General features: G+C 61.6%; 2 protein-coding genes and 1 pseudogene. 1 reads left to right on the forward strand and 2 read right to left on the reverse strand.

Annotated elements, in window-relative coordinates:
- Window positions 1-446 precede the first annotated feature (446 nt).
- Window positions 447-1,408: pseudogene (locus tag WCA53_RS26760) on the forward strand (IS110 family transposase).
- Window positions 1,409-1,503: 95 nt separating this feature from the next.
- Here WCA53_RS26760 and WCA53_RS26765 read toward each other — a convergent pair.
- Window positions 1,504-2,043 carry a hypothetical protein gene (locus WCA53_RS26765; protein ID WP_423917740.1) on the reverse strand — a complete coding sequence of 180 codons (540 nt, stop codon included), beginning with the start codon at window positions 2,041-2,043 and terminating at the stop codon, window positions 1,504-1,506.
- 251 nt (window positions 2,044-2,294) lie between these two features.
- Entirely contained in the window at window positions 2,295-3,143 is an 849-nt protein-coding gene (locus WCA53_RS26770) for a DUF4157 domain-containing protein (protein WP_423917743.1), read from the reverse strand.
- Window positions 3,144-3,228: the final 85 nt, after the last annotated feature.

Raw genomic sequence — 3,228 nt, forward strand, 5'->3', positions numbered from 1 at the left:
TTCATGTGTTCGTCTTAAGTCAAAGCGATTTCTCACTATAACGTAATTTCGCATAGCGAATTGTTCTGGATTCCCGCCAGGCTGTATGGCCGCGATTGGTCGGTGCCGCTTAACTCCGCCTGTGGGCGTTCGACGGAGACCTATTACACAGTGTATTAACTGTTGTGCGCGGGGGTGACCAAAAAATTCGCACTGAGCGCGCCCTATTGAATCCGACACGCCGCGCGTCGAGTGACGCTGAAACGTCGGGGTCGTTTAGACATTATGACTTTCCGCGAGGCCGACGCTGGCTGGCCCGCCGTGAGAAATCTAACTCGGGTTAGTCAGTATGACTTCGTGAGGCAAGGGCTGGCCTGCCGAGGGAAACAAACGCGGGTTAGCATCGCTGCCAGAGCCGCACGGTGTGGACGGTGCCACACCCGGCGATTTTCACCACGGAGGCCAGCATGGAAGACGATAGCACGGTGTACGTCGGTCTGGATGTCCACAAGGAATCGATCACGGCTGCCTATGCGCTGGGCGCAGGCGAGGTCGAAGTGCTCGGCGGGACCGGTACGAAGACGGACATTGATCGCCTGTGCAAGCGCCTGCAATCGAAGGCGCGACACATCTGCATCGTCTACGAGGCGGGCCCGTGCGGCTACGGACTTTACCGTCAACTCGTTCAGAAGGGATTCGACTGCATGGTCTGCGCGCCTTCACTAATTCCAAAGAAGCCAGGTGAGCGCGTCAAGACGGATCGACGCGACGCAGTGAAGCTTGTGCGTTCGCTGCGCGCCGGCGACCTGTCGCGCGTTTATGTGCCCACCGTGGATGACGAAGCATTCCGCGACCTGGCTCGCGCGTGGGTTAGCGCCAAGGACGATCTGAAGCGTGCACGACAGCGCCTGAAGGAGCAGCATTGCGCGAGGCGGTCCCCAACTGGCGATTCTATCCGGCTGTGCTGGGCCTACAAACGATGCGCGGCGTGCAGTTCACCACCGCGGTGTGCATGCTCGCCGAACTGGGCGATCTATCACGCTTCGAACATCCGCGTCAATTGATGGGCTGGCTGGGGGTGACGCCATCCGAACACTCGTCAGGTGAGAAACGCCGTCAGGGAAGCATTACCAAGAATGGAAACGCTTATGCCAGGAAGCTGCTCGTCGAAGCGGCGTGGAGCTACCAGCACCCGGCTCGAGTGAGTCCTGAGATCCAGCGCCGACACGAAGGCATTCCCAAGCCCATCGTGGATCGAGCCTGGGACGCGCAGCTGCGCTTGTGCCGACGTTATCGAAAGCTGGTAGCGCGTGGCAAGCAGAAGAACATCGCGGTAATCGCGGTCGCCCGTGAACTCAGCGGGTTCATCTGGGATATCAGCCGCCTTGCGATGTCGCTCGCCGTCAGGCAAGAGGCGCTCACGACGTAATCCCACATCCGAACAACTCCTGAATCACGCCTATCACTGACGGGAGAGTTTCCTGAAGGCGGCGTAGCCCGGCACACGAGTAACCCGCGACAATGCTACGCAACGGATTGCCTCCGGACTTGCGAGGTTAACATGAACGAGCCTGCGAAGGACGCCATTAGCACACGCTGGCTGATGCCGTAGATGCAGCCCGAGTTGGAGACGGTTGCGCAGGGGCGCACGTCGAAGAAACTCGTGCCGATGAGCCCTGCCGCCGCATACACGACCGCTAGCAGGATGAACAGGGCGGGCACGAACGGCACGAGCCCGTACTGCTCGTGATAGATGCGCGCGAACAGGCGCTCGCAGATATCGAGCCGATCATCAGCGAGGCGTTGCCACTGCCGAGGCGCGGGCGGCGACTGCGAGAGCGCGCCGGAGTCCTCAAGCGCATAGATGAGGCGCTGCGACCAGAAACGCTGCAGATACGCCGACAACGCGCTGCCTTTGAGGCTGTTCTGGAATTCGCGGTAGCGGGTGAACCACCCCAGGCTCAGGAACGTAATGAGCGGCGTGCCGACCATTACTGTGCTGAATGCGGCTAGAGTGACGACGAGCCCGAACGGCGCGCCGTCCACCTTCACGACGTAGTGCATGAACGCCGCGCCCGCGATGTTGATCGTGATGAGCCCGTGCTCAGCAGGACCGCGCGCCTGGAGCCGGTGAAATGGCTTTCGGTGAGCGGGCTGGGCTTGCGGGAAGTGCTTGCAGCCGGCATGCCGGTGGTAGCGGTGGTAGCGGTGGACATAGCGCTTTCTCCTCTTGTCTCTTGCGGCGCCGCTGCGCGTTTAAAGGCAGCTTGCTTCGCTCACCGCTGCGATATGTTGTCCTCGTGCCGCGCGAGTGTCTACGCGTCGAGCTTCGCGTGCAGCTTTTTCTTTTCTTCCTCGTCCTGGGGCCTCGGCGCCTCCGGCTGACGCAACAGAACATGGTGGTCCGCCTTTGTGGCCAGATGCTTGTCCTTGTCTTTCTCTTCCTCGGCGCGATCGACTTGCCGGGCCAGCTCGCCCGATTGTTCCTGCTTCATCACCGCTTGCGCCATGCGGTCCGCTTCCACTTCGTGCGGATCGCCCGGCTGGCTCACGGTCATCTTGCGCTGGACGCCGCCTGTCTGCTGCACGACATGCGTGAGTTCGTGCGCGAGCAGTTCGCGTCCGCCCGAGGTTCCCGGACTGTATTCGCCTTGCCGGAAGTACACGTCGTGTCCCGTCGCAAAAGCGCGTGCCGACAGCGAGCGGCCCAGCTCATCCGAATGCGCGTCGTGATGGATGCGCACACCCGAAAAATCCGCGCCGAAGGCCGTTTCCATGCGCGTGCGGGTTGAATGATCCATGCCTTGTCCGCCGCTGCGCGACGATTCGATTGAACGCTCGATCGCGCCCATGTCGGCATGTTGCGCCTCGCCGATCGCCGCGCGGTCGATCACGCGTCCGACGTATCGATTGCCGTAACACGACTGCAGCTTGAGCACCGAGCGCTGCGCGGACGCCGCGTCGATTTTCATGAAGCGGCTAATGGCCCCCGCATGCGCGCCCGCGCACGACGCGTCGCCGACGCGGCACGACACGCGGTCCACCGCATCACGCGCAACAAATGTCCCGGATGCCGAAGCATCGCCGCCGTCCATCGAGTGCGTTTCAGCACTCCGCGCGATCATCGCGGGCTGCATTTTTCCGATCGATTCTCGTTCGCTCATTTCGAACTCCTCTGTGCAACGAATGTGCCTTTTGCTCGCGTCGCGACCACTGCAGCGGCCGACGCGCATGGTTTCAAGATTAGTT

The organism is Caballeronia sp., from assembly GCF_049581465.1.
In the GTDB taxonomy this organism is placed as follows: Bacteria; Pseudomonadota; Gammaproteobacteria; order Burkholderiales; family Burkholderiaceae; genus Caballeronia.

Excerpts from the sequence above, each read along its gene's own strand:
- WCA53_RS26770 (WP_423917743.1), bottom strand. The coding sequence starts at position 3,143 with ATGAGCGAACGAGAATCGATCGGAAAAATGCAGCCCGCGATGATCGCG.
- WCA53_RS26765 (WP_423917740.1), bottom strand. The coding sequence starts at position 2,043 with ATGCACTACGTCGTGAAGGTGGACGGCGCGCCGTTCGGGCTCGTCGTC.